Source organism: Pedobacter foliorum (assembly GCF_013266735.1).
Lineage (GTDB): Bacteria > Bacteroidota > Bacteroidia > Sphingobacteriales > Sphingobacteriaceae > Pedobacter > Pedobacter foliorum.
On sequence record NZ_JABSNU010000002.1, the window covers coordinates 483,252 to 507,321 of the forward strand.

Annotated in this window: 24 protein-coding genes; 15 read left to right on the forward strand and 9 right to left on the reverse strand. The window is 37.0% G+C overall.

The genetic code is table 11. The annotated features are described in order from the left end of the window. Positions 1-107: 107 nt before the first annotated feature. The 3 genes from HQN83_RS05830 to HQN83_RS05840 form a co-directional block, all read right to left on the reverse strand. Positions 108-668 carry a hypothetical protein gene (locus HQN83_RS05830; RefSeq protein WP_173089389.1) on the reverse strand — a complete coding sequence of 187 codons (561 nt, stop codon included), beginning with the start codon at positions 666-668 and terminating at the stop codon, positions 108-110. Positions 669-994: 326 nt separating this feature from the next. Next, positions 995-1,246 carry a hypothetical protein gene (locus HQN83_RS05835; RefSeq protein WP_173089390.1) on the reverse strand — a complete coding sequence of 84 codons (252 nt, stop codon included), beginning with the start codon at positions 1,244-1,246 and terminating at the stop codon, positions 995-997. 27 nt (positions 1,247-1,273) lie between these two features. Then, the gene (locus tag HQN83_RS05840; protein WP_173089585.1) at positions 1,274-3,445 is read right to left on the reverse strand and encodes a S46 family peptidase; all 2,172 of its coding nucleotides are present in this window, start codon (positions 3,443-3,445) and stop codon (positions 1,274-1,276) included. 121 nt (positions 3,446-3,566) lie between these two features. Between HQN83_RS05840 and HQN83_RS05845 the strand changes: the two genes are divergently transcribed. The 13 genes from HQN83_RS05845 (at position 3,567) to HQN83_RS05905 (ending at position 15,803) form a co-directional block, all read left to right on the forward strand. Next, a complete protein-coding gene (locus tag HQN83_RS05845) occupies positions 3,567-4,043 on the forward strand; it encodes a GAF domain-containing protein (RefSeq protein ID WP_173089391.1) in 477 nt (158 codons plus the stop codon). Continuing rightward, positions 4,036-4,641 carry a DNA-3-methyladenine glycosylase gene (locus HQN83_RS05850; RefSeq protein ID WP_173089392.1) on the forward strand — a complete coding sequence of 202 codons (606 nt, stop codon included), beginning with the start codon at positions 4,036-4,038 and terminating at the stop codon, positions 4,639-4,641. Before HQN83_RS05845 ends, HQN83_RS05850 begins: the two co-directional genes overlap by 8 nt. Before the next feature lie 93 nt (positions 4,642-4,734). Continuing rightward, entirely contained in the window at positions 4,735-6,021 is a 1,287-nt protein-coding gene (gene kynU / locus HQN83_RS05855) for a kynureninase (RefSeq protein WP_173089393.1), read from the forward strand. Between the two features lie 21 nt (positions 6,022-6,042). Further along, entirely contained in the window at positions 6,043-6,903 is an 861-nt protein-coding gene (locus HQN83_RS05860; protein ID WP_173089394.1) for a bestrophin family protein, read from the forward strand. Between the two features lies 1 nt (position 6,904). Next, positions 6,905-7,804 (forward strand): histone deacetylase family protein, encoded by a 900-nt coding sequence (locus HQN83_RS05865; RefSeq protein WP_173089395.1) that lies wholly within the window; start codon positions 6,905-6,907, stop codon positions 7,802-7,804. Positions 7,805-7,806: 2 nt separating this feature from the next. Further along, positions 7,807-9,666 carry a DNA topoisomerase 3 gene (locus HQN83_RS05870; protein WP_173089396.1) on the forward strand — a complete coding sequence of 620 codons (1,860 nt, stop codon included), beginning with the start codon at positions 7,807-7,809 and terminating at the stop codon, positions 9,664-9,666. 42 nt (positions 9,667-9,708) lie between these two features. Beyond that, positions 9,709-10,815, forward strand: coding sequence for an MBL fold metallo-hydrolase (locus HQN83_RS05875; RefSeq protein ID WP_217277336.1), 1,107 nt, complete (start codon positions 9,709-9,711; stop codon positions 10,813-10,815). 60 nt (positions 10,816-10,875) lie between these two features. Next, positions 10,876-11,253, forward strand: a complete 378-nt coding sequence (locus tag HQN83_RS05880) for a DUF1801 domain-containing protein (RefSeq protein WP_173089397.1) — start codon at positions 10,876-10,878, stop codon at positions 11,251-11,253. Beyond that, positions 11,244-12,053, forward strand: a complete 810-nt coding sequence (locus HQN83_RS05885) for a hypothetical protein (protein ID WP_173089398.1) — start codon at positions 11,244-11,246, stop codon at positions 12,051-12,053. The genes HQN83_RS05880 and HQN83_RS05885 overlap by 10 nt, the downstream gene beginning before the upstream one ends. Continuing rightward, on the forward strand, positions 12,053-12,979 hold the full coding sequence (miaA, locus tag HQN83_RS05890; protein ID WP_173089399.1) for a tRNA (adenosine(37)-N6)-dimethylallyltransferase MiaA: 927 nt from the start codon (positions 12,053-12,055) through the stop codon (positions 12,977-12,979). Before HQN83_RS05885 ends, miaA begins: the two co-directional genes overlap by 1 nt. 77 nt (positions 12,980-13,056) lie before the next feature. Beyond that, positions 13,057-13,560: a hypothetical protein gene (locus HQN83_RS05895; RefSeq protein WP_173089400.1), complete on the forward strand. Its 504-nt coding sequence runs from the start codon at positions 13,057-13,059 to the stop codon at positions 13,558-13,560. 293 nt (positions 13,561-13,853) lie between these two features. Continuing rightward, positions 13,854-14,390, forward strand: a complete 537-nt coding sequence (locus HQN83_RS05900) for a DUF3347 domain-containing protein (protein WP_173089401.1) — start codon at positions 13,854-13,856, stop codon at positions 14,388-14,390. A gap of 123 nt (positions 14,391-14,513) precedes the next feature. Next, entirely contained in the window at positions 14,514-15,803 is a 1,290-nt protein-coding gene (locus tag HQN83_RS05905) for a citrate synthase (RefSeq protein ID WP_173089402.1), read from the forward strand. A 55-nt stretch (positions 15,804-15,858) separates the two neighbouring features. On the opposite strand, the gene HQN83_RS05910 is transcribed toward HQN83_RS05905, so the two are convergent. The 5 genes from HQN83_RS05910 to HQN83_RS05930 are packed head-to-tail and all read right to left on the reverse strand — an operon-like array spanning position 15,859 to position 20,770. Continuing rightward, on the reverse strand, positions 15,859-16,989 hold the full coding sequence (locus HQN83_RS05910; protein ID WP_173089403.1) for a DUF3667 domain-containing protein: 1,131 nt from the start codon (positions 16,987-16,989) through the stop codon (positions 15,859-15,861). Positions 16,990-17,034: 45 nt separating this feature from the next. Beyond that, entirely contained in the window at positions 17,035-18,300 is a 1,266-nt protein-coding gene (locus tag HQN83_RS05915; protein ID WP_173089404.1) for a nucleoside permease, read from the reverse strand. A 59-nt stretch (positions 18,301-18,359) separates the two neighbouring features. Beyond that, a complete protein-coding gene (locus HQN83_RS05920) occupies positions 18,360-18,974 on the reverse strand; it encodes a bifunctional nuclease family protein (RefSeq protein WP_173089405.1) in 615 nt (204 codons plus the stop codon). A gap of 41 nt (positions 18,975-19,015) precedes the next feature. Next, the gene (locus HQN83_RS05925) at positions 19,016-19,987 is read right to left on the reverse strand and encodes an electron transfer flavoprotein subunit alpha/FixB family protein (protein WP_173089406.1); all 972 of its coding nucleotides are present in this window, start codon (positions 19,985-19,987) and stop codon (positions 19,016-19,018) included. 45 nt (positions 19,988-20,032) lie between these two features. Then, complete coding sequence (locus tag HQN83_RS05930) at positions 20,033-20,770, reverse strand: electron transfer flavoprotein subunit beta/FixA family protein (RefSeq protein WP_173089407.1); 738 nt, start codon at positions 20,768-20,770, stop codon at positions 20,033-20,035. Positions 20,771-20,856: 86 nt separating this feature from the next. Here HQN83_RS05930 and HQN83_RS05935 point away from each other — a divergent pair, with 86 nt between their 5' ends. Continuing rightward, on the forward strand, positions 20,857-21,192 hold the full coding sequence (locus HQN83_RS05935) for a tetratricopeptide repeat protein (protein ID WP_173089408.1): 336 nt from the start codon (positions 20,857-20,859) through the stop codon (positions 21,190-21,192). Between the two features lie 11 nt (positions 21,193-21,203). Beyond that, a complete protein-coding gene (gene chrA / locus HQN83_RS05940; protein ID WP_317172491.1) occupies positions 21,204-22,406 on the forward strand; it encodes a chromate efflux transporter in 1,203 nt (400 codons plus the stop codon). Positions 22,407-22,424: 18 nt separating this feature from the next. On the opposite strand, the gene dnaB is transcribed toward chrA, so the two are convergent. After that, positions 22,425-23,999: a replicative DNA helicase gene (gene dnaB / locus HQN83_RS05945; protein WP_173089409.1), complete on the reverse strand. Its 1,575-nt coding sequence runs from the start codon at positions 23,997-23,999 to the stop codon at positions 22,425-22,427. Positions 24,000-24,070 lie beyond the last annotated feature (71 nt).

Sequence of the window (24,070 nt, forward strand, 5' to 3'; positions counted from 1 at the left end):
GTAAATATTAAGAGAATAGTGTAATGATATCCCGTTTGTTACAAATGTACGAAATTTCTCGTTAATAATCAACATTCTTAGAAACTAGGTAGCAATTGTTGTGAGACTTATAGGTTGACAGTTACTATATACGTAGCTGTTACCTGTGCCTTTAATTCCTTAGTTGTGGCAGTTCTAAGTTCGCCGGTTAGGCTGTAGTTAAACGAAGGGGAGGTAAGAAAGCTTTTAAGGTCAGGAATTCCTAATACTAATGGAATGGTGAGCTTTGTTGCTCTTGAATCTGATGGAGCAGCTGTAGCAATTGATTGATCCGGTTGTCCTGCCGTATTAATCTTTACAGATATGGTTTCTATGTTTTGAATGTTGTTTAAACTATCAGCATTTAAAAGCTCTAATTTGAACTCTTTAATTTTTATGCTTTTTATATTCTTAGCTCCGAATTTCTCTGTTTGAATATTGATTAGAGAATCGAGATTTAGAGATTTTACATTCAGGTTTCCAATCGACATTAATGAATCAGTATCAGTGATTTTTGGAATGGTAAAAGATACTGGTTTTGGAGAGATGAAAATGTCGCGTTGGATGGACTCACTAATATTATTGCAAGAGAAAAGTACAGCTGTAATTATTAAAGCTGAAGCCAGCAAAATATTAATTTTAGTTCTCATATAAATTACCTTAATTTGATTTTTCATCTTGACAAAGATTCAAAATATTCTCCATACCACCAATTAAATCGTACGGAGAATTCGGAGTCTATAAATCAGTGTTTTTCTGTAAACTTCTCATATATTTGGTAGTTTTGGTCCGCAGAATATTATATTGTGATGTTATTTAATTAACTGTAATACAGTGATTTTAGTTCTATTTGATTTAAGTGTTTATTTATTTAAAGCTACTTTAAGTAGGCTTGTTTGTCTTAAAAATGCAGAATAATATTCTGTATTGCAATTAAACTATCTGTATTACAGTTATTTGTGCTTGTTTTAGTCTACTAGTACTGCTGTCTGTTGTAGGCGGCCGAAAAATCGCTTCGCATACTTTTAAAACGCTCTACCACGGTAGCTATAAATGCTTCATCAAGGATCTGAAAGATCTCGTTAGCCCCTCCTCCACTGAGGTCTAGTTCCGATAATTTGTAGCTCTGCTCCAGTGTTCCTTGCTGAAATTTGATGATGTATTTTTGGTTCATATTAAACAGGGTGATCTTGCAATCTGGGTGCGGAAGTTCTGCTATTACTCTCATGTTTTTATAATGATTTTTTGAATCGGTTTATTGAAATTTAACGCCCATTTCTTTTACAAGGAAATCAGCTTTGTCAATTTTTGAAGCTACCCATAATACGTAACGGATGTCTACTCCAATTGATCTGCTATAGCTGTCATTCCATGCATAGTCGTTTATTGTAGCACCGTAAGCGCGGTCAAAATTTACACCTACCAACTCGCCATAAGCATTCATAATTGGTGAGCCGGAGTTACCTCCGGTGGTGTCCATGTTGTAAAGAAAAGCAACAGGTACGTCGTTAAGGTCTTTCTTGGCGTATGGGCCAAAATCTTTATCTGTCCATAGTGCCTTGATTTGCTCTGGGTAAGAGAAATCGGGATTTCCGGTTGCACCTTTTTCAAGTATTCCTTTAATGGTGGTGTATGGTCGCATGTATGATGCATCTGCTGGCCAATAGCCTTTAACATAGCCGTAAGTTAGCCTAAGCGTGCTGTTTGCATCGGGAATGAAGTCTTTGTTTAGGAACTTTTCTTTGATGTTTACGTAGTCGCCCATAAGCCTGTTTAAAAGCCCATCTCTGCGGTCTTTTTCTGGTTTTAACTCATTGATCTGTTTTGCGATATCATCTTCAAAAAGAAGTAATCCATCATTATATGCAGAGATTGATTTTGGCGATTGAAGCAGTGTGTTTAAAACGTAATTGGCTTCTTTTAGCTTGCTTAGTTCAAAGGTGTTCTCAATGTACTTATCTATAGCGTCGTTGCTGTTGGCGCCTTTACTAGTGATTTTGTTAACAGCAGTTATTTTTTGGATGGCGTTAAACTGCGCTGCATCTTCAAGCATTCTTTTAAGTATTATTCTATCTGCATCTATTTCGAAAGATTCATAAGAGCTTGATAGTGTTTGCTTAAGTTTTTGGATGTTCTGGTCAAAGTAATCCTGTTTCTGAGCTGTGGGTTGGGCATTGAGTGCTGTTTTAAAGCTATTTATGTTTTTAGCAACAGTTAGCAGGTTTGTTGAAGTGTAAATCTGCGTAAGCCAAAGATCGCGTTGTGCATCGCTATTGATAAGTTTGTACAGATTGTCTATTTCACCCATCAGGTTTCCGTATTTGGCTTTGGCCTTAACGTTACTATTGATGAATTGAATAAGCGCTTCTTCTTCCTTTTTCTTTTTTGAAATAAGGTCTATTCCTTTTAGGCCCTGTAGTTTACCTCTGTAGTTTTTTAAAACATTTGCATTTCTTTTAATGCGGGTAGCTAATTTTATCTCTGTAGTTTTATCCTTTTTACCGATAGTTTCCATAGTTGTGTTTTGGAAATCATATAGGTTAGATACGTAGGGTAGTACAAACTTTTCTTGGTACTCAATAAAGGCTGCAGGGCGATGGCGGAACGTTTTGCCTGGGTAACCTAAAATAAACACGAAATCATTTTCATTTGTACCTTTTGCATTTACTTTTAAGAATTTCTTAGGGGTGTATGGTACGTTGTCTTTCGAATACTTGGCAGGAGAGCCATCTGGAGCTACATAAGCACGCATGAAAGAAAAGTCTCCGGTGTGGCGAGGCCATACCCAGTTGTCTGTTTCGCCTCCAAATTCTCCAATCTGTCTATTGGGTACATATACTAGTCTGACGTCTTGGATAGTTTTGTAGCGGAATAGTACATAGGTTTTTCCGATAAACATTTCCGACACTTCCGCTTTGATGCTTGGGTCTTTCTTCTCGGCTTCAATAGCGATGTTTTTCATTACATCGTTTATTATTTTTAATCTCGAAGCTGGGTCTTCTATTTGCGCTACAGCTCCTAGTACTTTGTCAGATACATCGTCATAACTGTCAGTTATACGGCAGGTTAAGCCTTTTGCCTCAATTTCCTGTTCACGTGTTTTAGCGACAAATCCATTGGTTATGTAGTCGTGTTCTTTTGTGCTGGCTAGTTGTACTGCGCTAAATGCACAATGATGATTGGTGATGATTAAGCCTTCATTTGAAACGAAAGATCCGGAGCAGCCGCCAACATTTACAAGTGCATCTACAAGGCTGATGCCTTTTGGATTGTATATGGCGTTCTGGTCAATTTTTAAGCCTGCTTTTTTTAGGTCAAGTTTATGGATTTCGCTTAAAGGAAACATTCCTTCTTCCCAAGGCTTGTAGCCCGATTGGGTTATTCCGAGCGCAAGGAGTGAAGTGAAAATTAAGGTCTTCTTATTCATCTTTATGATTAATATGGTAGTTAAAACTGCAAATTTAGGGATTTTAATTATGCTTTTACCCATTGATGGCAGTATTGAGTTCTTGGTTTTGTACTTTTGCAGTTCATTTACATAGGTTAAAATGGCAGAGGATTTACGTATAATAACTGATATCAGTAAAGAAGAACAGTATCTTTCTTTAATCCCTCAAATCAAGGGGTTGATAACCGGAGAGGACGATCAGATCGCAAATCTGGCTAATATCGCGGCAGCTTTAAAAGAGCAGTTTAAGTGGTTTTGGGTAGGTTTTTATTTGGTTAAGGGTGATGAGTTAGTGCTTGGTCCTTTTCAGGGGCCGGTAGCTTGTACCAGAATCAAAAAGGGAAAGGGTGTTTGTGGTGCTTCCTGGCAGCAGGAGGAGGTTCTTGTGGTGCCGGATGTTGATGAGTTTCCGGGGCATATAGCTTGTGCTTCTGCATCAAGATCGGAGATTGTTTTGCCTGTTTTTAATAACGGACAAGTTATTGGTGTGCTAGATGTTGATAGTGAATATCTTTCTCATTTTGACGATATTGATGCTAAATACTTAAAGGAAATAGTTAGTTTGTTAGATGTCTAAATTACCCTACTCTTTTTATCAGAATACTGATGTAAATGATCTTGCGGTCCAGTTATTGGGCAAGCTGTTGTTTACTAGGGTTAATGGTGAATTAACAGGGGGTATGATAGTTGAAACAGAGGCTTATAATGGAGTAGACGATAAGGCTTCTCACGCTTATGGAGGTCGTTTTACTGATCGTACCAAAGTGATGTATGAGGAGGGTGGTTTGTCTTATGTTTATCTGTGTTACGGGATTCATCATCTTTTTAATGTGGTTACAGCTTCAAAAGGAACACCTCATGCTGTTTTAATAAGAGGAATTGAGCCTTTTGAAGGGATAGATGTAATGCTTCGCAGGAGGAATATGGTTTCTTTAAAGCCAAATATTACTGCAGGGCCAGGAGCGCTTTCGAAAGCATTAGGAATAGATAAATGTTTAAATGCTAAAGATCTGCTGGGAGATGAGGTGTGGATTGAGGATAATGGCTTGGTTTTTAATGAAGATCAGATCGTTGCTTCGGCTAGGGTTGGTGTTGATTATGCTGAGGATCATGCTTTGTTGCCATGGCGTTATTATGTTAAAGGGAATAAATTTGTAAGCAAACCAAACAAATAGAATAGATTTTATATAGGTGGTAAAACCACTATTGTTGATAACAAATGGAATGGTTGATTTAATTATCAGCCTTTTTTATTGATATTTGAATCGATGAATTATGAGAGCACTTTAGCCTTTGCCCAGAGCCTGGATTATGCTGATCCGCTTAGTGGTTTTAGGAATGATTTCTTGTTTCCACAACAAAATGGTAGTCCATTTATTTACCTGTGCGGTAACTCTTTAGGTTTGCAACCTAAAGCTGCACGTGAGGTTTTGAATGAGCAGCTTAATAACTGGCATAACCTTGCTGTAGAGGGTTGGTTTGAAGGTGATAGCCCTTGGATGTTTTATCACAAGGAGCTAAAAAAACTGATGGGGCCATTGGTTGGGGCAAGTGCTAAAGAGGTTTGTCCGATGAACACTTTAACTGTCAACTTGCATTTGTTGATGGTTAGTTTTTATAAGCCGGTTAAGGGACGTTTTAGAATCATCATGGAGGCAGGAGCCTTTCCGTCAGATCAGTATGCGATTGAAAGTCAGGTTCGTTTTCATGGGTATGATCCAAAAGATGCAATTGTTGAAGTGGCGCCAAGAGTAGGTGAGTATACTTTAAGAACAGAAGATATTTTGGCTCGGATTGCCGAACAGGGAGATGAACTGGCTTTGGTGCTGTTTGGAGGGGTAAATTACTTCACTGGTCAGTGGTTTGATATGGAGGCAATAACTAAGGCTGGGCAGGCAATTGGAGCTATAGTAGGCTTTGATTTGGCTCATGCTGCAGGTAATGTTCCTTTGAAATTGCACGACTGGAATGTTGACTTTGCTTGCTGGTGTTCTTACAAGTATCAAAATTCAGGACCCGGAGGTATCAGTGGTATTTTTGTTCATGAAAAGCATTTTACAGATACCACATTGAATCGCTTTGCAGGGTGGTGGGGATACCAGGAAGAACAGCGATTTAAAATGGAGAAAGGCTTTGTGCCTGAGGCTGGTGCAGATGGATGGCAGGTGAGTTGCACTCAGGTAATGCCCATGGCTTTGTACTTTGCTTCACTGCAAATTTTTGAAAAGGCAGGGTTTATAGATCCATTAAGAAATAAAAGTAAAACTTTAACTTCTTATTTGTTCTATGTTATTAATGAGGTTAATAAGAGTTTAAATAATGAGCAATTTAAAATTATAACTCCTTTGGATGAGAATGACCGTGGAGCTCAGGTTTCAATAATTGCAAAACAAAAAGGGAAAGAGATTTTTGAGAAATTAGTAGCAAATAATGTTCTTGGCGATTGGAGAGAACCTAATGTAATTAGGCTAAGTCCGGTTCCTTTGTATAATTCATTTGAAGATGTATTTCGTACAGGAGAACTTCTATTGCAAATCAGTAAAGAAGTTCTTTAGTACAATTTAAAAGATTTTAATATGATAAACTATAATCCAAAAGACTGGTTCACTTTTATCTTTCACATACATAAAGCGGATACAATTAGAAAGCTGTGGCCGCTGATGGTTAGTGTTGCCGTCTTTTCTGGCTTAATTGCTTTTTTAGAACTTAACTATCTAAAATTGTCAGAGAGTACTTATGTGAAAAATATAGGGATGATGCATAACCTGCTTGGTTTTGTGATCTCTATGTTGTTGGTGTTTAGAACCAACACTTCATACGACAGGTGGTGGGAAGGAAGAAGGCTTTTGGGGGCATTAACAAATGTGAGCCGTAATTTTGCAATAAAGATAAAGGCACTGAAACTAAAGGAGGAGCATGTAGAGTTTTTCGAGTATGGCATTCCAAAATACGCCTTTGCTTTAAAAGAGCATTTGAGAGAAAAACAATATTTCGGTAAAAACAGTTTCCTAATTGAGGTTGATGGAGGGAAGCACATTCCTAATCAGGTTGCAGCCAGTATTTCATCTAAAGTATTTGAATTGCAGGCAACGGGTGCTATTAGTCAGGAGCAGTTGATTATACTTAATGCAGATGTTCAGCAGTTCACTGAGATATGTGGTGGTTGTGAGCGTATTAAGAATACACCTATTCCGTATTCTTATAGTGCTTTCATTAAGAAATTCATCTTCATTTATGTAATCACTTTGCCGTTTGGCTGGGTGTTTAGCTTAGGCTACTTTGTGGTTCCTATTGTGCCATTTATATTGTATGTACTGGCCAGTTTGGAGCTCATTGCTGAAGAGATTGAGAACCCATTTGGGGTAGATGCTAATGATTTGCCGGTTGATGAGATTTGTGATAACATTGAAAAGCATGTAGGGCAGATACTGCGATAAGATGATCAATATTGCCTGGCATCCCTTGTTTGCACATCCTCTACCAGAAGGGCATCGTTTTCCTATGCTAAAGTATGAGCTGATTCCGGAGCAGCTATTGCATCAGGGGCTCATTAGCAGGAAGAACATGTTTGCTCCAGAGATAGTGAGTGAGGATGTGATTTTACTGAGCCATAAGCTTGAGTATTGGAAGCAATTAAGGGATTTGACGCTTCCTGCAAAGGAGCAAAGGAGGATAGGTTTTCCTTTAACTGCGCAATTGGTAGAGCGTGAAGTAAGAATTGCGCAGGGTACTATTGATGGTGCCATGTTTGCAAAGCAGTATGGTATAGCTTTTAATGTTGCAGGTGGTACACATCATGCAGGTAGTAATTGGGGCGAAGGCTTTTGTTTGTTAAATGATCAGGCTATTGCCGCCAATTATCTATTGAATAATGGTTTAGCTAGTCAAATCTTAATTATAGATTTAGATGTGCATCAGGGAAATGGGACTGCTGAGATCTTCTATAATGAGCCTCGTGTGTTTACATTTTCTATGCATGGTGATAAAAACTTTCCGTTTAGAAAAGAGCAATCTGATTTGGATATAGCACTGGAAGATGGAATTGAAGATGAAATGTATTTAAATAAATTAAGCGCCTGTTTGCCCGGGTTATTAGAGCACAAACCAGATTTTGTGTTTTACTTATCAGGAGTAGATGTGCTTAAAAGTGATAAATTGGGCAAGCTTGCTTTATCTAAAGTGGCATGCAGGGAAAGAGATAGGATGATATTACAATTTTGCAAAGACAATGATTTACCTGTTCAGGTAAGTATGGGTGGAGGATATTCGCCTGATATTAAGGATATAGTTGATACACATTGCAATACATTTAAAGTTGGTATAGATATTTTTGAATAATTATGAAGATTGTTATTGCAGAGAAGCCTTCGGTGGGGCGTGAGTTGGCTAAAGTCTTCGGCGCTACTACAAAAAAAGACGGTTATATAGAGGGTAAGGGTTATTCTTTTACTTGGGCATTTGGGCATTTGCTACAATTGGCTCCACCTCAGGAGTATGGCTTTATTGGATGGAGAAGGCAACATTTACCGATGCTTCCTAAAAAATTTAAGCTTGGCATCAGGAAAATAAAAACTAAAGATGGCCTGGTTGAAGATCCTGGAGTTAGGAAACAACTGGATATCATTAAAAAGCTATTTGATGAAGCTACAGAGATTATAGTGGCAACGGATGCCGGGCGGGAAGGTGAACTCATTTTCCGCTATATCTATTACTTTTTGAAATGTAAAAAGCCTTTTAAAAGGCTATGGATTTCCTCGCAAACTGATGAGGCTATAAAAGAAGGCTTTAGGAACCTAAAACCGGGAACCGATTATGATACACTTTTCAATTCGGCACATTGCAGATCGGAATCTGATTGGTTAGTAGGGATGAATGCTACTCAGGCATTGAGTATATCAGCAGGATCGCGGTCGGTACTTTCATTGGGAAGGGTTCAGACGCCTACTTTGGCAATGATTTGCTCTCGCTTTCTGGAGATAAAGAATTTTGTTCCTCAACTCTATTATCAACTTGCAATACAATTAGATAAGGATGGTCAGTTATTTAAAGCGATTTCTGTAAACAACTTTGATAAGAAGGAGGAAGCAGAAGAACTGTTTGCAAAAATAGAGGACGTTGCTGCTGGCTTTCCGAATGGTGGTAAGATTTTAACCGTTGAGGCGAAACCAAGGAAAGAACCACCTCCGTTATTGCATGATTTAAGTAGTTTACAGCAAGAAGCGAATAAGCGAAAAGGATTTACAGCCGATCAGACTTTGAACTTGTTACAAGGCTTGTATGAGAGTAAATTGGTTACTTATCCGCGTACCGGTAGTAGGTATATCGGAGATGATGTATTTGCAGGAGTTCCTAATCTGATAGATAAACTAAAAGATCATAAGGACTTTGGTAAGCAGGCTGATTTTCTGTCGACTGCGACATTAAACAAGAGAAGCGTAAATGCTAAGAAGGTAACGGATCACCATGCTATTTTGCCTACAGGCGAATCTCCTTATCAATTGAGTGGTGATAAACAAGCCATTTACGATATGGTAGTTGGAAGAATGCTTGAGGCCTTCCATCAGGAATGTATAAAAGAGATCACTAAGATAACCATTGAGGCAGGCTCTGTTTTTATGGCAAATGGAACGGTAATTCGTTCTGCAGGTTGGAGATCGGTATTTAACGAGTCGGATGACGATAAAAAGGATGAGGAAAATCCATCTTTACCAAAAGTAAAGGCAGGCGAGGAGCTTCCAATTGTAAATAAAGCTTTGCTGGAGAAACAAACTAAGCCTAAATCTTTGTACAATGAAGCATCTTTATTAAAGGCTCTTGAAACCTCTGGAAAGGATATTGAGGATGAAGAGTTGAGGTATGCAATGAAGGATAGTGGATTGGGTACTCCGGCTACCAGAGCTGCAATTATTGAAACGCTGATTAATAGGGAGTATATTGTAAGGGAAAAAAGAAACCTGGTGCCCACAACTAAAGGCTTGGCCGTTTACGATGTAGTAAAGGATCAGAAAATAGCTCAGGCAGAATTAACGGGTCAGTGGGAGAAGAGGTTAGAAGAAATCCGCTCAGGAGCATCTGTGGCTGATTTTAAAGCTGAAATCACCGATTATACAAGGACTATTACGAATGAGTTGCTACAATCGGGAACTGGTTTGGCTGAGAAGTTTGCCAAAGAGGAGAAACCTGCTGAAAAAGTGAGTTAACAGATCGCGTTTTTGTAAGTATATTCGTTTTTAACTAAAATAATGAAAAGGAAAATTATGTATTCCATATTGATTATTATTGCTTTACTTGCTTTGACTACAGTTTGGGTGCTTAGCTTTCCCATTTTCGGTCGCGTGCCTGAAGGGGCTCGTTTAGAACGGATAAAGAAACTTCCTAATTATAAGGACGGTGGGTTAGAAAACTTGTCTCCAACACCTATGAAGCCTGATGACGTAAGTTATTGGGATATGATAAAGGGAATGTTGAAAGGGAATGATAAGGGGGCTCCTAAAAATGCTCTTCCTACTGTAAAACCTGATTTTACGCAAAATGATACGGAGACTAAGATCACCTGGTTTGGACATTCTTCTTATTTGGTACAAACTGATGGACAAAATATACTGGTAGATCCGGTGTTAAGTGAAAGGCCATCTCCAATTTCTTTTATTGGTAGTAAAAGGTTTCTGGGAACTGATTTTGTGAAAGCTGAAGATTTTCCGGAGTTGGATGTGGTATTGATCACGCACGATCACTATGACCATTTGGATTATGAAGCTATATTAAAGCTAAAGGATAAAACCAAACGATTTATTGTTTCGTTAGGTGTAGGATCGCATTTAGAACATTGGGGTGTTCCGGCAAGTAAGATTACGGAATTGTCGTGGGGAGAAGAAACTGTTCAGAGTAGTCTGAAATTTACCGCACTTCCTGCCCGTCATTTTACCGGAAGGGTATTTAAAAGAAATCAAACAGTGTGGTCTGCATTTGTTCTGCAAACTTCAAAAGACAAATTGTATTTAGGGGGTGACTCTGGATATGATACGCATTTTAAGACTGCAGGAGAGCAATACGGCCCATTTGATATTGCAATATTGGAGTGTGGGCAGTATAACGCTTACTGGCCTTTAATACACATGTTTCCAGAGCAAACCGTTCAGGCTGCCTTAGATTTAAAAGCAAAGGTTCTGTTGCCGGTTCACTGGGGTAAGTTTAAGCTAGCTATGCACGATTGGAATGAACCGATTATTAGAGTTGTAAAAAAGGCAGATGAAGAAGGCTTAAAAATTACTACACCTTTAATGGGTGAATCAGTAATTTTAAATGCAACTTATCCCTCGGGTAGATGGTGGTTGGCCGATAACTTATAATATTAAACAATATCATCAAATAGATGTTGTTTATATGAAGGTCATCTATAACTTAAAACAATGAAAACTGATTTTGTAGAAATTTTTCAAACCATTAGGGCGTCGCTGCAGCCTTACGCTACTGTGGGTTTTAGTAATAGAATAAACAGTGAGACTTCGTTTGATCTGTGGAGTGATAAAAATGTGATTATTGAAGGCAAAAAAAAGAATGAGGTTTTTTTTGCAAGTGTTACTATACAAAAGGAACATGTTGGCTTCTACTATATGCCTGTTTATGCTGAGCCGGATATGAAAAAAATTCTTGATCCCAATTTGCTTAAATTGCTGAAAGGGAAGTCGTGCTTCCATATCAAAAAACTTGATGATACATTGATGTCTGAAATTGAAGATGCGCTTGCAGCGGGGTTTAAACTTTATAAAGAGAAGGGTTGGGTATAGCAAAGGTTTGGCAAGATGATGTAATTGCCAGTTTTAAGGATATTGGTGTTACTACAGATTATATTGAATCGCCAGATTATTGTTTATTATCGGTTGGTTTTGGAAATGTTGTAATACATTGCATTTCATTTGAAAATACCTGCCGTCCTGAGGATCTCGTTTCCTTACAGGAAGCGTATCAATTGAAAGGTATCTCCCTGGTTCATTTATGGGAAGATATATGGGCAACTAGAAAAGCGCAGGTGATTGGACGGATTTCGTCTATTCTTGGATTGAATAAGCGAATACATGCGCGCAAAACCAAAATTGTTCCTATTACGCAAAAGGAAGCTGATGATTTCTTAAATGAAAACCATTTACAGGCATCGGCGAAATCTAAATATAAATTTGGTTTAAATTTGGATGATCAGCTTATTGCGGTAGGTTGTTTCAGTAATCTTAGATATATGAAAGGTCTTAAGCCGGGGTATAGGTCTGCTGAGTTGATCCGTTTTGCGTCTTTAACTGGATTTACTGTAATAGGCGGCTTTAGTAAGTTGCTAAAGCATTTCATTCAAACTTTTAATCCTGATGATGTAATGAGCTATGCGGATAGGGATTCGTCATTAGGGAAAGCTTATGAGCAATCAGGTTTTAAGCTTGCCGATATTACACCACCTGCAGAGATATGGTTAAAGCGAGATACTTTAGTGAGGTATTTTCCTCATCGATTACCCGTTAATAGTGACGGTTCTTTGATGGATGATGAATATATAAAGGTTTATAATACGGGGAATTTAAAATATATTTTATACTTATAATGCATCAAAATCCTTTACTGGTTATACTAGGTCCAACTGCATCAGGTAAAACCAAATTAGCTGTTAGACTAGCCGAATCCTTAAATGGGGAGGTCATTAGTGCGGATAGCAGGCAGGTCTTTAAGGGAATGGATATCGGTACAGGTAAAGATCTCAATGAGTATTTAATTAATGGAAGAGCTATTCCATATCACCTGATAGATCATAAGCTGGCTGGTGAAAGGTATAATGTAAATGAATTTAAGGAAGACTTTTATAAGGTTTATAAAGCGTTAACAGATAAACATGTTCTACCTATACTTTGTGGTGGCACAGGAATGTATGTTCATAGTATTCTTCAAAATCATGAATATACTGCCATACCTGCAAATCATCAATTAAGAGACATCTTAAAAGAATTGGATATAGAATTGTTAAGAGCCAAATTGTCTAATTATACATCTGAATTTACAAAGCACGCTGACCAGTCATCTCATAAAAGAATGATCAGGGCAATTGAAATAGCAGAATACCTTACTCATAACGACTTACAGGTTATTGAAAGACCCAAAATTGACCCACTAGTTATTGGTTTAACTTCTGACGTTGAACTTCGCAGACAGAAAGTTATCGATCGCCTTGAACTTAGGTTTGATGAAGGAATGATTGATGAGGTGAAAAGATTGCTTGATGAAGGTGTTACTAAAGACGATCTGGTATTTTATGGTTTAGAGTATAAATTTGTAGCAGCATACCTTTTTGATGAGCTTACTTATTCGGAATTAAAAGAAAGGCTCGCAATTGCTATATGCCAGTTTGCAAAACGTCAAATGACATTTTTTAGAAAAATGGAGAAGGATGGGGTTAAGATAAATTGGTTTAATACGGAATTGGATTCTGATGAGATATTTGAAGAGGTGGTAGCAGTTTATAAAAGTAAATATTAGCTCAATGGCATGCAATTTGTAAATGTTTAAATGTATAGTAAAAAGCTATACACTAAATTTAAATAAACGATCAAAAAATGAAAAATTCTACAAAATTCTTTGCTACTGCAGTAGCTGCGGTGGCGTTATTCTTCACTACTAGTGCTAATGCTCAAAAATTAGGTGTTGGAATTAATTTAGGAGTTCCAACAACTGATGGCTATAGCTTTGCTGTTGGTGCAGATGCCCGTTTACAATTTGATGTTTCAAAACAAGTATCTATTCCGGTAACCGCTGGTTATACTCATTTTCTTGGAAAAACAGTTGGCGGATTTGATGTGCCTGATTTTGGTTACATTCCACTTAAAGGCGGTGTAAAAGTATTCTTTGATGAAACCGGTTCAGGGCTTTATGGTCTAGGTGAAATAGGAGCAGGTTTTGGTGTAACTAAAGGTTCCGGAACTTCTTTTCTTTACTCTCCGGCTGTTGGATATGCTTTTAGCAGCGGTTTGGATTTAGGTGTAAAATATGAAGGCCTTTCAAAAGGTGGGGGTAATTTAGGACAAGTAGCTTTGCGTATAGCTTACGGGTTTAAGTTGTAGTAACCAAACTATATGTAGAAAGCCCTGTCTGGATTTCCCGGCAGGGCTTTCGTGTTCTTAATATATTACCTGTTTATTCTTTTTGGAAGAAGTAAGTAAATTATAATACTGAAATAGAATAATTTATTTGAATCCTTTGATTTTTTCAAAGGGTTTTTTAGTTATTTAAAATAAAAATGGGTATTTTAACCACAAAACAAAGAGGTGGGGCTATTTTAGGATTATACAAGCATGCTTTTGCTGTTCTAGAACTATTAATAGATTCATTAATTCATAAAAAATATAGATAAAGTATGAAAAAATATCTTGCGGTCGGGGTTCTGTTTATGGCTCTGTCTTGTACAAATACAGATAAAAAAAATACAGAAGCTTCAACAGATACCTTATCTGAAAAGAAGGTAGTAACTACAGCTGTTGTTGAATTAGCCGATAGTAAAGTTCAAAATATTTACAATGGTTATATCTATTTAAAAGATGCATTGGTAGAATCTAAATTTGAAGATGCTCAAAAAGCAGCATCTCAGTTAAAAACTATTTTAGCAAGTTTTCCAGGGTGTGAGAATACAGCAACAATTGCAGAGAAGATAGCTGCGGCTAAAGATATCGCAGGTCAAAGAAAAGAATTTACTTATTTGAGTTCAGATGTAATTGCGATGTTTAAACATGCAGATTTAAAAAAGGGCTCTATTTATGTTCAACATTGCCCTATGGCCAATAAAGGTGAAGGAGGTGATTGGCTTGCTTCGGAAAAACAGATTCAAAATCCTTATTATGGGGATGAAATGATGGATTGCGGTGCAGTTTTAGAAGAGATCAAAAGCAATAAGTAGATTATTAATCTTACTTGATTTTGACCCACATTTAATAATTATTTAACAGCTTTGTTATACATGATTAAATGCTAATAGAAAAGGATTAGTTAGTTTTGTTTATTATAAATTTAAGATATATATATGTCAGATATTGCAGAAATTAAGATTGACGGGAAGGTGTACCAATTCCCGGTTATAACAGGTTCCGAAGGAGAGAAGGCGATAGATATTTCCAAACTTAGAGATTTAACGGGGCATATCACTTTAGATTTTGGTTACAAAAACACAGGGTCAACAAAAAGTGCCATTACTTTTCTCGATGGAGAAAAAGGAATTCTAAAATACCGTGGTTACCCTATTGAAGAGTTAGCAGAAAAATCAACATTTCTTGAAGTAGCATATTTGCTTATATATGGCGATTTACCTAAACAAGCTGAGCTAAACGATTTTCAAGCTCAAATTAGCAGACATACGCTAATTCATGAGGATATGAAGAAGTTTCTTGATGGATATCCTTCTAAGTCTCATCCAATGGCGCAATTGTCTTCATTGGTATGTTCATTGTCAACATTTTACCCAGAGTCATTAAATGCAAATTCATCACCAGAAACGATGGATTTAACAATGATTAAATTGTTGGCTAAATTCCCTACTATTGTATCTTTCATTTATAAAAAATCATTAGGTCATCCACTTATTTATCCTAAAAATAAGTTCGATTACGTAAGCAATTTCCTAAATATGATCTTCGGTCAGCGTACTGAAGAAATAGAAATTGATCCTGTAGTTGTTAGTGCAATGAATACCTTATTAATTCTACATGCTGATCACGAACAAAACTGTTCTGCATCAACTGTAAGAATGGTAGGTTCTTCTGACTGTAATTTATACGCTTCTGTTTCTGCAGGTATTGATGCCCTATGGGGACCATTACATGGTGGAGCGAACCAAGCTGTAATTGAGATGTTGGAACTCATTAAAGAGGACGGCGGCGATACAGAAAAGTGGATCAATAAGGCAAAAGATAAAAACGATCCTTTCCGTATGATGGGCTTTGGGCATAGAGTTTACAAAAACTTTGATCCAAGAGCAAAAATTATTAAAAAAGCATGCGATGATATTTTAGAGAAACTTGGTATTGATGATCCAGTTTTAGAAATTGCTAAAAAATTGGAAGAAGCAGCATTAAGTGATTCATATTTTGTTGAGCGTAAGCTTTATCCTAACGTTGACTTTTACTCAGGTATCATTTACAGAGCATTAGGATTCCCAACGGATATGTTTACAGTTCTTTTTGCACTTGGTCGTTTACCAGGATGGATTGCTCAGTGGAAAGAAATGCATGAAAACAAAGAACCTATAGGTCGTCCTCGTCAAATATATGTAGGTCATACCAATAGAGAATTTGTTGGTATTGAAGAAAGAAAATAGATTAAAACATATATCTTAAATAAAAAACCTTAGCTGATTAGCTAAGGTTTTTTATTTATACAAAGTAGTAAATAAATCGTTCTATAACCCATTCAGAGATAAAGCCCGCTATCATATATAAAAACGTCAACGTTATCATTTTCTTGATGGTCACTTTTCTGGAACGCTGATAGAATACAGTTAAGGCTTTATATAGATACCAGATAATTCCAATAATTACCGCGCACTTGATAAGGTCACTAATTGTAGATCCTGTGCCAAATAAATCTCTCCTTAATGGAACTGTTATTATCTGAGTAATAAAAAAGGCAGTTGTTCCATGTATGGTAAATATAAGGTGATCCAAATAATAGATATGGTTTCTTCTGAAGTTCCACATAATAAATAAAGCCAATAAGGGCATCAGCAGGAAGTACTGCTTTGGACGATAATGCTCAAGCTCCTCTTTAACAGACCAATTTCCGGAGGCCGACTTTTGGTTGATTGCAATTTCGCGTTTCTTTAAAATCCTGTCGATCCAGGAATCACGATCTGATTCCTTTAATTTTTGCTGTCTTAACAGGTATGCACTATATGTGCTATCTTGTTTAATGATGTGATATTTTTGATAAGAGTCTAATACGTCATCATATTCGTCAGTCTTTAAACTGTCTTTTCTATGAATAATTTGGTTGATTTTAGCTTGTTGTTCAGAAAAACTAAGCGATTTAAAATCAGCGAGATCAAGTTTCCTTTGTAAATAGCTTGTTGATTTTCCTATAAATGAATCATCATCAATATCCTTATCTTCTAGTGATTCACTTAGCTCTTCTGCTGTTGATTTTTTAGAGTCCTTATTAGAAGAATGGAATTCTACTGCTGCTTCTTTATGCTCTAATTTATTTGGTACAACAATAAAGTATACAATAGAAACAAAGATGTACATACTAATCGGATTAATATATCTTGCTCTTTTTCCAGCTAAGTAATCTAATGTAACTTGTCCGGGTTTAGTAAGTAGGGGGACTAATGTCTGAAAAAACTTATTGTCGAAATGGAAATAATGGGCAATGCTATGACTAATAAATTGCCAGAAATTTTCTTTAAGCTCCAGGTTGGGTTGTCCGCAGTTGCTACAATAATGCTTTTCTACAATTTGCCCACAATTAAGGCAGTTGTGTTCTTTTCTATATTTACCTGTTGACATAGATTTATTAAAAACGTTAACTCATAATTTTTACAGTAATGGGGGTTAGTGGCCCATTGCTTTTATTGCTGACTCCTCAGCACGGTTATGTTTGTATTTGAAAATGAAAGGGAATAGAATTGCCAACAGCAGTGCATACGATGCGAAAGTAATCCATATTCCATGCCAGTTCTTACTATGGTCGGCGTAGGTGAAAAACTTATCAATAATTACTCCACTGGTAAAGCTTCCGAAAAGTGCTCCAAAGCCATTTACCATCATCATAAATAATCCTTGAGCACTACCTCTAATCGTGGCATCAATTTGAGTTTCCATAAATAGCGAACCTGAAATATTGAAAAAGTCGAAAGCCATACCATAAACAATACATGATAAAATGATCATCCATAAGCCCCCTGCCGGATCAGCAAAAGCGAAAAGACCAAATCGTAGTACCCACGCTAGCATACTTAATAACATTACATATTTGATTCCAAATTTTCTTAGGAAAAACGGAATTGCGAGGATAAACAATGTCTCCGAGATTTGAGAAATAGACATGATAATTGCCGGATACTTTACTGCTAGTAAATTTTCATACTCCGGGATATTCTTAAAATCATGTAAAAAAGTATCGCCGTAAGCATTTGTAAGCTGAAGGGCTGCACCTAAAAACATTGAGAAAAAGAAAAATACTGCGAACTTCTTTTGCTTGAATAGTGTAAAAGCTCTAAGCCCTAAAGCATCAACAAATGATTTTGAATCAACTCTGTTTCCCAAAGGAGGACATTTTGGTAATGTAAAAGCATAAATACCTAAAGCAAGCGAAACGGCAGAAGCAATATAAAATTGATTAGAAGATGCTTCATTTCCTGTAAGACTTACCACCCATAAGGCCGCGATAAATCCAATCGTTCCCCAGATCCTGATAGGTGGATAGTCCTTTACAACATCTTTCTGATTATTTTTTAAAGCTGAATAAGCAACTGTAATAGAAAGAGATAGTGTTGGCATGTAAAAGAACATGTTAACCAGTATTACCCAGAAAAATGTGGTTGGGTTATCTACTAACGGTAAAGAAAATAAACTTACCGCGCCAAGGATGTGTAAAATCCCATATAGTTTTTCAGCATTAATAAAACGATCTGAAATAATACCCATGAGGGCCGGCATAAAAATAGCCGAAATACCCATGGTTGAAAAGATTGCTCCAAACTCTGAGCCTGACCATCTTTTATTTTGAAACCAATAAACTCCAATAGTAATGAGCCAGGAACCCCATATAAAGAATTGTAAAAAATTCATTAGAGTTAAGCGAAACTTAACATTCATAAATAATAGTTTAGTTGGTTTTGAAAGTAATAGTTGAATATAGAACTATTTTAAAATTGTTAAGCCGAATTTCTCTTATTTATTTCATCACGAATTCTTGCAGCTTTTTCATAGGCTTCTTCAACAATAGCTTCCTGAAGTTTTTGCTGAAGCTCTTCCATACTTAAAGATTTGTAGTTACTACCAGGAATAGAAGTACTGATGTCTTCTGAACCTTGTTCTTTAGGAATCGCATCTATGTTTTCGAGAAACAAGAAATCATTTCCTTCAATTACAATTCCTGCTGAAGATAAAATGAACTCATAAGTGTAAATTGCCGCATTGAAACGAACAGCCAAAGCTATTGCATCAGATGTACGTGCATCTATTTCATGAGTAGTTTCACCATCGGTGCAAATTAGTTTTGCAAAAAATACACCCTCTACCAGATTATAAATCAAAACTTCTTCTATTTGGATGTTATAAGTCTGGGCAAATGTTTTAAACAGATCATGAGTTAACGGCCTGCTTGGTGTCATTTTTTCTATTTCTATTGCAATAGCCTGAGCTTCAAATGCACCAATAATTATAGGTAAACGTCTTCTTCCGTTTACTTCGCCAAGAACCAGAGCGTAAGCTCCTGATTGAGTTTGGCTATAGGATAAACCAACAATATCGAGTTTTACTTTTTTCATATTAAGTAATACCCGGCAAACTAGGTTTGCCGGGTATTTAATTAACCTTTATGTGCTTTTAATGCTTCTATTAATTTTGGAACAACTTCAAATGCATCACCAACAATTCCGTAATCAGCAACTTTAAAGAAAGGAGCTTCAGGATCTTTGTTGATTACAACAATAACTTTAGACGAACTAACACCTGCCAAATGTTGTATGGCACCTGATATGCCAATTGCAATATATAAGTTTGGACTGATAGCAATACCTGTCTGACCAACGTGTTCTGAATGTGGTCTCCAGTCAGCATCAGAAACTGGTTTCGAACAAGCAGTTGCTGCGCCAAGAAGGCCAGCTAACTCTTCAATCATTCCCCAGTTTTCAGGTCCTTTTAATCCTCTTCCACCCGATACTACGATTTCTGCATCAGGTAAAGACACTTTATTTGTTGCTCTTACTATTTCTTTAACAATAGCGCTAAGGTCTGTAGCTTTAATTTCCGGACTAAATGCCTCAACAGTTGCATCAACTGCCGATTCTTTAATGCCAAAAGCATTTGGATTTAAGGCAATAATTTTAATTGCAGAAGTTAATTCTGTAATTGCAAAAGCTTTACCTGAAAAAGCGGTTTTTTTAACTAAGAACTTTCCTCCATCTAATTGGGGTAATTCTACAGCGCCATCTACTAATCCGGCTTTAAGTTTAACAGCTATACGAGGAGCTAAACCTTTTCCTGAGAAAGAGTTAGAAAGTACAATGATATCTGTGCTTTCTTTTTTTGCTGCTTCAGCTATAATTGAAGCATATGCTTGATTTACGAAATTCTTAAGCTGATCATTAGAAACATTTAAAACTTTAGAAGCTCCGTAATTACCTAATGCTTTAAGTTCACTTTCATCAACATTACCTATAGATACTGCGGTTAAATTACTTCCTTGTTTATCTGCAATGGCTTTTGCATAAGATACCGCTTCAAAAACAGACTTCTTAAATTTGCCATCTACTTGTTCTACATATACTAAAACTGACATACGATCTTTATTAAATATTTTTTAAATTCTGAAATAGAACTCCAGTTAGATAACTTTCGCTTCCTGATGTAATAAGTCAATTAATTTAGCAGTCTCTTCAGCTGGAACCAGTTTAACTGTGCCACGAGGAGGAGGTGTCTCGAATTGCTGAACTTTTGCAACTTGTTCAATATCTTTAGCTTCAATAACTACAAGAGGTTTAGTTCTTGCAGACATAATGCCTCTCATATTCGGGATTTTAGGTTCAGCAGTTCCTTCTGAACAACTTGCAATAAACTTGCCAGTTACAGAAATAACTTCTTTTCCACCTTCAATTTCGCGTTCTAATGTTGCTGTTGTTCCATCATAGTCTAATTTTTTGATGATAGAAATAGATGGGATGTCAAGGAATTCACCAATCATCGCAGCAACCTGAGATCCATTATAATCAATAGATTCACGGCCACAAAGTATCATGTCAAATTCAGTGGTTTTAGCATATTCTGCTATCTGGTAAGCGGTAAAATAAGCATCTCTTGGAGCTGCATTAATTCTAACTGCGTCATCAGCACCAATAGCTAAGGCTTTTCTTATCGTTGGGTCCGTTTGGCTTTCTCCAACATTAATTACGGTTACCGTTCCTTTACCACCTTCACAAAGTTCAATAGCTCTTGATAAGGCAATCTCATCATATGGATTAACAATAAATTGTACACCTGCGGTATTGAATTGTGTATTATCGTTAGTAAAAGTTATTTTTGTTGTTGTGTCGGGCACATTACTGATACAAACTAATATTTTCATATGTATAAATTTGTTTTAAAGGTAATGAAGCTATTTTAGCTAAAATTGTCTTTTTGCAAATCTAATTAAAAAAGCAGGGATTAAAAATGCAAAGTACCCGTTTAGACAAACTATTAAATTTTTTAGAGAGCGATCCCAATGATCCCTTCGTTTTGTATGCCCTTGCAACAGAATATAATTCAGCAAATGACTCAGAAAGGGCATTTGAATATTATTTGAAACTTGTAGAGGAACACCCTGATTATGTGGGAACCTATTATCATTTAGGAAAACTTTACGAAAAAACAGGGAAAACTGATGAGGGAATAAAAATATATCAAAAAGGCATGGTTGCTGCCAAAAATAAAAGAGATATGCACGCTTTTTCTGAACTACAGGGGGCATATAATTCAGCTGCAGGATTAGATTATGAAGATGACTAATTTTTAAGCGAGTGAGCAGTAAGAAGCAATTTTTGTTTATCAGGAATGTGATTCTATTCACATTTACTGCTTTTGGAGGTGCACAGGCTCACCTTGCATTATTGCTAAAATACTTTGTTAAAGACGCGAGGTGTATTACTGAAGAGGAGCTTTTGGAACTGAATGCTTTAGCGCAGGTGCTACCCGGCCCGGCATCTACTCAAACGCTTGTAGGCATTGCTTATAAAGTAGGAGGGCTAAAGCTTTCCTTAATAACTTTTTTAATCTGGATTTTTCCTTCTGCGGCCATTATGACTTTTGCAGCAATCAGTTTTGCAAAGATAGATCATAAAGAGAAATTTGTCCAAATACTGGAATATATACAGCCAATTGCATTAGGTATAGTGGCATTTGGTGCTTATAACCTTTCAAGGCGAGTTCTTGTTTCTCAATTATCTATATTTCTTGCCATTTCGGCGGTAATTGCGACGCTTGTATTGAGGAATGCTTACGTGTTTCCAATGGCTATTTTAATAGGAGGGATGATCTCATCGGCGCTCGATGCCCCCAAAGAGGAGAGCGAAATTAGAGTAAAGTTGTTTTCAAATATAAACCGTAAAAAGTTGGTTTATTTTGTTGGAGTACTATTGTTTCTAGCCTTATTAGGTGCTGTTATTAACCGTACTTCTCCGTTTAGTTTACCGATAAGGTTGTTTGAGAACTTTTACCGGAATGGTATTTTTATTTTTGGGGGTGGGCAAGTGCTTGTTCCTCTTATGTTTACTGAGTTTGTGCAAATGAAGCATTATCTGCACTCTTCAGGATTCTTATCCGGTTTTGCATTGCAGCAGGCTTTACCCGGACCAACATTCTCATTTACAAGTTATGTTGGCGCACTCAGTATGAGGAACTTTGGTTATGGGGTAACTGGTCAGATACTTGGAGGGATAGTAGCTGTTTTAGGAATAAACTTGCCAGGGTTGATTCTGGTGTTATTTATTGTTCCGTTTTGGGAAGATCTTAAAAAAATAACACGTATTAAATACTCCCTATCTGGTATAAATGCCGTCAGTGTTGGCTTTATCATTGCAGCATTTATCCTGCTTGTAAAGCCAATAGGGTTGGATTATATAGCTATAGCTGTTTTGATAACCACCTTTCTTATTTTAAATTTCACCAAAATAAGCCCACCTTTTATTGTTCTTGGTGGGATATTATTAGGTTACTTTTTGTAGGAATAAAAGTTAGTCTTATTAGAAAGGTGCATCTTCATCATGCATGTCATCCATGCGTGATGGTTTAATGATCACGTTTCCTGCAGGTCTGTCAAAATCTTGTGAAGGGTGCATTCCGGCACCAGGGCTATCCATTGAGAATGAGGTAGGTGCAGAGAAACTTTCTTCCAAATCCGCAAATTTCACATACTTACCAATAAAGCGTAGTGGCACAATTCCGGTTTCACCGTTACGGTGTTTTGCAATAATTACCTCACCAACACCAGCTTGTGATCGCCCTTGCTCATCCTCTGTGATACCGTAATATTCCGGTCTGTATAAGAATAATACCATATCGGCATCCTGCTCAATAGATCCGGATTCACGTAAATCTGATAGCATTGGTCGTTTTCCGTTCACACCCGGTCTACTCTCCACCGCACGACTTAACTGCGATAACGCTAGTACAGGTACATTTAGTTCTTTGGCCACAGATTTAAGCGCTCTTGATATACTACCAATTTCCTGCTCCCTGTTGCCACCACCACTTTGTCCTTCTCCTTTACCATGCATTAGCTGCAAATAATCGATGATGATTAGTTGTAAATCATATTGAGATTTTAGCCTTCTGCATTTAGCTCTAAATTCGAAGATGTTAAGCGCAGGGGTATCATCTATTAATAGAGGAGCTTCTGTTAAAGTTCCTATTTTGCTATGAAGTTGTTGCCATTCCCACTCCGCGAGGTTTCCTTTTCTGATTTTCTCTTGCTCAATCTCAGTTTCTCCGGAAATCAAACGATTTACCAGCTGAACAGACGACATCTCTAATGAGAATACTACAACAGGTCTTTTGAATTGTACAGCTGCGTTACGTGCACAGGTTAGAACGAATGCAGTTTTACCCATTGCCGGACGAGCCGCAATAATTACTAAATCTGAAGGTTGCCATCCACCTGTAATACGATCAAGATCGGTAAAGCCTGATGGAACACCTGTTAAACCATCACTCTTGCCGCGAAGCGCCTCTAAAGTGGCTAAAGATTGCTTTACAATCTCATCCATCTTTTGAGTATCTCTTCTTAAGTTGTTTTGAGCAATATCAAACAAGTTTTTTTCTGCATGATCCAGCAAATCAAATATATCGGTAGTATCCTCGTAAGCATTCTGGATAATCTCCGAAGAGATTCTGATTAGTTCTCTCTGGATATACTTTTGAGAAATAATACGTGCGTGGAATTCTATGTTAGCAGCAGAAGCTACCCTGTTCGTTAGGTTGGTAATATAATATGCGCCACCAATCATTTCTAATTGTCCCAGCGTTCTTAGTTCAGAAGTAACAGTTAAAATATCTACTGGCTTAGACTTCTGGAAAAGCCCTTGAATGGCTTCAAAAATCTTTTTGTGCCCTTCATGATAAAATACTTCTGGCTTTAGAATATCAATTACAGTCGATAATGCGTCTTTTTCAAGCATTAATGCACCAAGAACGGCTTCTTCAAGGTCAATAGCCTGAGGTGGGATTTTCCCCATCGTAGTCATAGAATTGCTTAATCTATTTTTACGCGCTGTAAAGTTTGCCTTATCTTGTCCTTGTGTTCCGTTATCGCTGCTCATGGATACAAAAATAGGCAAAAATTAGGTCCCTTCTTAAATTCTTTATGAACATTCCCACAACTAAAATACTT

Excerpts from the sequence above, each read along its gene's own strand:
- HQN83_RS05835 (WP_173089390.1), bottom strand. The coding sequence starts at position 1,246 with ATGAGAGTAATAGCAGAACTTCCGCACCCAGATTGCAAGATCACCCTG.
- HQN83_RS05880 (WP_173089397.1), top strand. The coding sequence starts at position 10,876 with ATGAAAACTGATTTTGTAGAAATTTTTCAAACCATTAGGGCGTCGCTG.
- HQN83_RS05910 (WP_173089403.1), bottom strand. The coding sequence starts at position 16,989 with ATGTCAACAGGTAAATATAGAAAAGAACACAACTGCCTTAATTGTGGG.
- HQN83_RS05865 (WP_173089395.1), top strand. The coding sequence starts at position 6,905 with ATGATCAATATTGCCTGGCATCCCTTGTTTGCACATCCTCTACCAGAA.
- HQN83_RS05870 (WP_173089396.1), top strand. The coding sequence starts at position 7,807 with ATGAAGATTGTTATTGCAGAGAAGCCTTCGGTGGGGCGTGAGTTGGCT.
- kynU (WP_173089393.1), top strand. The coding sequence starts at position 4,735 with ATGAATTATGAGAGCACTTTAGCCTTTGCCCAGAGCCTGGATTATGCT.
- HQN83_RS05850 (WP_173089392.1), top strand. The coding sequence starts at position 4,036 with ATGTCTAAATTACCCTACTCTTTTTATCAGAATACTGATGTAAATGAT.
- HQN83_RS05840 (WP_173089585.1), bottom strand. The coding sequence starts at position 3,445 with ATGAATAAGAAGACCTTAATTTTCACTTCACTCCTTGCGCTCGGAATA.
- HQN83_RS05900 (WP_173089401.1), top strand. The coding sequence starts at position 13,854 with ATGAAAAAATATCTTGCGGTCGGGGTTCTGTTTATGGCTCTGTCTTGT.
- HQN83_RS05915 (WP_173089404.1), bottom strand. The coding sequence starts at position 18,300 with ATGAATGTTAAGTTTCGCTTAACTCTAATGAATTTTTTACAATTCTTT.
- HQN83_RS05920 (WP_173089405.1), bottom strand. The coding sequence starts at position 18,974 with ATGAAAAAAGTAAAACTCGATATTGTTGGTTTATCCTATAGCCAAACT.
- HQN83_RS05860 (WP_173089394.1), top strand. The coding sequence starts at position 6,043 with ATGATAAACTATAATCCAAAAGACTGGTTCACTTTTATCTTTCACATA.
- HQN83_RS05925 (WP_173089406.1), bottom strand. The coding sequence starts at position 19,987 with ATGTCAGTTTTAGTATATGTAGAACAAGTAGATGGCAAATTTAAGAAG.
- HQN83_RS05830 (WP_173089389.1), bottom strand. The coding sequence starts at position 668 with ATGAGAACTAAAATTAATATTTTGCTGGCTTCAGCTTTAATAATTACA.
- HQN83_RS05905 (WP_173089402.1), top strand. The coding sequence starts at position 14,514 with ATGTCAGATATTGCAGAAATTAAGATTGACGGGAAGGTGTACCAATTC.
- HQN83_RS05845 (WP_173089391.1), top strand. The coding sequence starts at position 3,567 with ATGGCAGAGGATTTACGTATAATAACTGATATCAGTAAAGAAGAACAG.
- HQN83_RS05930 (WP_173089407.1), bottom strand. The coding sequence starts at position 20,770 with ATGAAAATATTAGTTTGTATCAGTAATGTGCCCGACACAACAACAAAA.
- HQN83_RS05895 (WP_173089400.1), top strand. The coding sequence starts at position 13,057 with ATGAAAAATTCTACAAAATTCTTTGCTACTGCAGTAGCTGCGGTGGCG.
- miaA (WP_173089399.1), top strand. The coding sequence starts at position 12,053 with ATGCATCAAAATCCTTTACTGGTTATACTAGGTCCAACTGCATCAGGT.
- dnaB (WP_173089409.1), bottom strand. The coding sequence starts at position 23,999 with ATGAGCAGCGATAACGGAACACAAGGACAAGATAAGGCAAACTTTACA.
- HQN83_RS05875 (WP_217277336.1), top strand. The coding sequence starts at position 9,709 with ATGAAAAGGAAAATTATGTATTCCATATTGATTATTATTGCTTTACTT.
- HQN83_RS05935 (WP_173089408.1), top strand. The coding sequence starts at position 20,857 with ATGCAAAGTACCCGTTTAGACAAACTATTAAATTTTTTAGAGAGCGAT.